This is a genomic window from Nocardia sp. NPDC059236 (genome assembly GCF_042754085.1).
In the GTDB taxonomy this organism is placed as follows: domain Bacteria; phylum Actinomycetota; class Actinomycetes; order Mycobacteriales; family Mycobacteriaceae; genus Nocardia.
On record NZ_JBHZAF010000057.1, the window covers coordinates 1 to 3,312 of the forward strand.

Here is a 3,312-nt window from a genome sequence, read left to right on the forward strand (position 1 = left end):
CGACCAGCCGGACCGCCTTGGCCCTGGTCGCTTCGTCGTACTTCGCAGGCATGATGCGCCCATCCTTCCCAAGAAAGAAGGTGAGCACCAAACCCGGGGTGATTCAAGGGGCCGAAGGTGGTGGAGTCGATCTCGGGCAGTGCGGCCTCGATCCACCGCATCAGAGCGGCGGCGCTTGAGATCACCACCGTCGCGCACCGGTGTGCGGGTCGGCGTTGTGCACCGCCACCACCGGCGGCGCGAAGGGAGCTTGGGCGAGGGTGGAGCGTGTGAGCACAGCCTCATATCCGCTGGCAGACCATGCGCCGTGCGCGACCATGAATCCGCCGTCGGGTGAGGTCACAACTGGCAGCACATGCCACCGGGTACCCGAGTCGCCGAAAGCAGTGAAATAGTTCTCTTCCCAGCTGATTTCGATGCCACCGCTGGTGCGGATATGAAGCCTTTGGGTGGCGTGTTCGACGGAGATCAACGCCATCGGCGTCACAGTCTGAGCTAGCGTACTGACCGTGAGGGCATCGAAACGCGAGATTGGTGTGCCGGGCTCGGGGGAGGCGGCGAAGCATGCTCGGTAGCCGACGACCAGTACTTCGGTCGACGGCGGGGCAGGCACGGCAGTCTCGTAGCCGGGCATCACGCGCAGGCGGGCGAGGTAGCGGCTCGGATCGGGATTCACGGAGACACCGCCGGCGGGAGGATGAACAGCGCGACGGGCGTGCGTCTGCGTGGGGGCGAGACGGAGCGGGTTTGGATCAACGGGGACCTCCATTTCTTGGGTCGCCACGACAACCGCGGCGGCCGGGTGAGGTTCACCCCGGATGGTGGACACCGATTTAGCGGGACCGAGGTCCAGCTGGAAGGATGTCCATCATGCCTCCTCGCAAGCGTCGGTCGTTCACGGCCGAGTACAAGGTCGAGGCTGCGCACCGGGTGATCGACACTGGTCGCACGATCGCCGAGGTCGCCCGGGAGCTGGGTCTCAACGAGGGCCTTCTGAGCAATTGGGTCAAGGACGAACGCCGCCGCAGCGAGGCCGCCGCAGCACACGGTGACACGCCCCTGGATCCGGCCGAACGCGCCGAACTACTGGCCTTACGGCGGCGAGTTGCCGAGCAGGACAAAGACATTGCGTTCCTGAAAAAAGGTGTGCCACGAACACGGGAGGCTGCGTGAGGTAGGTCAGGCAGCGGAACGTGATGCTGTGCGAATGATGAAGGGGTAGTGGCCCTTCGGAGTCGCCCGTCGGGTGGGAGGCTTCAAACCACCTCATGCTGCGTTGGCTGAAGACCTTGTGAACATGAACGGAGGTCAAGTTCGGTGAGCTTGGCTCTTCGGTGCTGTACGAGTAGATGGAGGAATTTCTGGACCTCCGGAGTCGCCTTGCGGGAGGAGGCTTCAAACCACCTACCGGGGCCTTGGCTGAAGACCGTGGTCTTGAACGGTGTAGGAAAAGGCGCGGCTGTGACCGTGTCAGGTGTGGGCCGGAAAGATGAGCGATGGGCGAATTGCCCTCTGCCGACTGAAGCGTCGAAAGCTAATCAGACGACACCGAAACCAGGGCTTGGTCTTTGCTCTGGGATGAGCCTGGAGGCTACCCGTTTACTGTCCAGGTGGTGTCCGGCGTACAGGCAGCATGAGTCCGGTCCGGGCTCTCGTATGGAACATGTGAAGGCGCGTACTGATACTGCCATCGGGAAATCGGTGGCGAGAGGGAGAACTCCAAGCGGCAGAATCCGCAAGGATTTGAGTACCGTTGCGGGACGCGCTGGCGGACTCACCCGTAGTAGCTGTGAAGTCCCTGCGTATCGCAGTGGGGGCGGAGCCAAGGGGTGGGGTCGTCCGGGCTGATGAATGTGATCAACCGTAAGGAAGGAGTCGCATGAATGAGCCGAAGTTGCTGGGCAAGTCGCACGATATACCGAAAATGCTGGTGTGGAATGCGTGGTTGAAGGTCAAGGAGAACGGAGGAGCGGCCGGGGTCGATGGCGTGACGATCGAACAGTTCGAAGAAAGGGTGCAAGACAACCTTTATCGGCTGTGGAATCGTATGTCGTCGGGATCGTATTTTCCTGGTCCGGTCCGCGCGGTGGAAATACCGAAGAAAGGAGGAACGAGAGTCCTCGGCATCCCGAATGTGGTCGACCGGGTGGCGCAGACAGTGGCGGTATTGGCATTGGAGCCGGAGGTGGAGAAGGTGTTCCACGACAACTCGTACGGATACCGTCCGGGACGGTCACCTTTGGACGCGGTCGCGGCATGCCGGAATCGGTGCCGGGAGAAGGACTGGGTCCTAGACCTTGATGTGAAGGCTTTCTTCGACTCGGTCTCATGGGATCTGACCATGAAGGCAGTTGCACGACATACGGATCGGAAATGGGTCTTGCTCTATGTCGAGCGATGGCTCAAAGCTCCGATGCGGATGCCCGATGGCGCCGTTATCGAAAGGACTCAGGGAACGCCGCAAGGCGGCCCAATTTCACCATTGCTCGCCAATTTGTTTCTGCATTACGGCTTCGATCTGTGGATTTCCCGTGAATATCCGGGAGTCAGGTTCGAGCGGTTCGCGGACGATGCGGTGATCCACTGTGTGACCGAACGTCAAGCTCAGAAGGTGCGGGACGCGATCGGGAGTCGGTTCGCCGACATCGGATTGAGCCTGCACCCCGAGAAGACGAAAATAGTGTACTGCAAGGACAGTCGGCGGCGACGGGATCACCCGGTGGTGTCGTTCACGTTCTGCGGCTACGCGTTTCGTCCCCGGCGGGCCTTCAATAAGGCCGAGGGAAGGGCGTTCACGAGGTTCCTGCCGGCGGTCGATCCCGGCAAGTTGAAGGATATGAGCCGAAAAGTGGCCTCGTGGAAGATACATCGGCGCACAACTCTGACCCTCAATGACCTCGCACGTGGCGTGAACCCGGCTCTCCGGGGCTGGCTCAACTATTTCACGGTGTTCTATCCGAGCATGGTGATTCCGTTGTGCTGGCGTATCGATCGCCACCTGATGCACTGGGCGAGAAGGAAGTATAAGCGGCTGGAACGCGGTGACAGACGTGCGCGTGAATGGCTTTGCGGTGTCCGGGAACGGGCTCCTCGCCTATTCGCGCACTGGCAATTGCGTTACACGACCTGGTAATTGGACGGCACGAGCCGGATGAACCGAGAGGTTCACGTCCGGATCTGTGAGGGCCGGAGGGTGAGATTCCCTCCGGCTACTCGGCGTCGTGGTGAGCGATGAGGAAAAGGCGCTCGATCGAGGGTGTCAGGTGGGGATCAGGAAGACGAACGCGAGTGAATCGCTGACGACGTGTCGAA

General features: G+C 61.1%; 3 protein-coding genes. 2 read left to right on the top strand and 1 reads right to left on the bottom strand.

Translation table 11 applies throughout. The features are described from left to right. Positions 1-181 precede the first annotated feature (181 nt). Positions 182-676, bottom strand: a complete 495-nt coding sequence (locus ACFXIV_RS47710) for a hypothetical protein (protein WP_379421514.1) — start codon at positions 674-676, stop codon at positions 182-184. Between the two features lie 194 nt (positions 677-870). Between ACFXIV_RS47710 and ACFXIV_RS47715 the strand changes: the two genes are divergently transcribed. Continuing rightward, positions 871-1,173, top strand: coding sequence for a transposase (locus tag ACFXIV_RS47715; protein WP_379405984.1), 303 nt, complete (start codon positions 871-873; stop codon positions 1,171-1,173). 706 nt (positions 1,174-1,879) lie between these two features. Continuing rightward, positions 1,880-3,133 carry a group II intron reverse transcriptase/maturase gene (gene ltrA / locus ACFXIV_RS47720; protein WP_379421515.1) on the top strand — a complete coding sequence of 418 codons (1,254 nt, stop codon included), beginning with the start codon at positions 1,880-1,882 and terminating at the stop codon, positions 3,131-3,133. The last annotated feature ends 179 nt before the right edge of the window (positions 3,134-3,312 follow it).

What these genes read in the sequence shown, in the direction of transcription:
- ACFXIV_RS47715 (WP_379405984.1), top strand. Translation starts at nt 871, where the DNA reads ATGCCTCCTCGCAAGCGTCGGTCGTTCACGGCCGAGTACAAGGTCGAG.
- ltrA (WP_379421515.1), top strand. Translation starts at nt 1,880, where the DNA reads ATGAATGAGCCGAAGTTGCTGGGCAAGTCGCACGATATACCGAAAATG.